This window comes from Bradyrhizobium sp. Kon69, assembly GCF_055807515.1.
Genome location: NZ_JBVVOS010000455.1, coordinates 1 through 254 on the forward strand (window position 1 = coordinate 1; position 254 = coordinate 254).

A 254-nucleotide genomic window follows, 5' to 3' on the forward strand; every position below is an offset into this window, starting at 1 on the left:
GACGATCCCGATCTCGACGTCACCGCCGATGACGTGCTGGTGCTGCGCAACGCCGGTCCTAAGGGCGCGCCCGGCATGCCCGAGGCGGGCTATCTGCCGATCCCGAAGAAGCTCGCGCGCGCTGGGACCAAGGACATGGTGCGCATTTCGGATGCGCGCATGAGCGGCACCGCATTCGGCACCATCGTGCTGCACATCACTCCGGAATCCGCCGTCGGCGGCCCGCTGGCGCTGGTGAAGAACGGCGACATGAT

1 pseudogene is annotated in these 254 nt (G+C 67.3%); it reads left to right on the forward strand.

The annotated features are described in order from the left end of the window. Positions 1 to 254 (forward strand): annotated as a pseudogene (locus tag AC0L3U_RS39780) (dihydroxy-acid dehydratase); the annotation flags it as partial.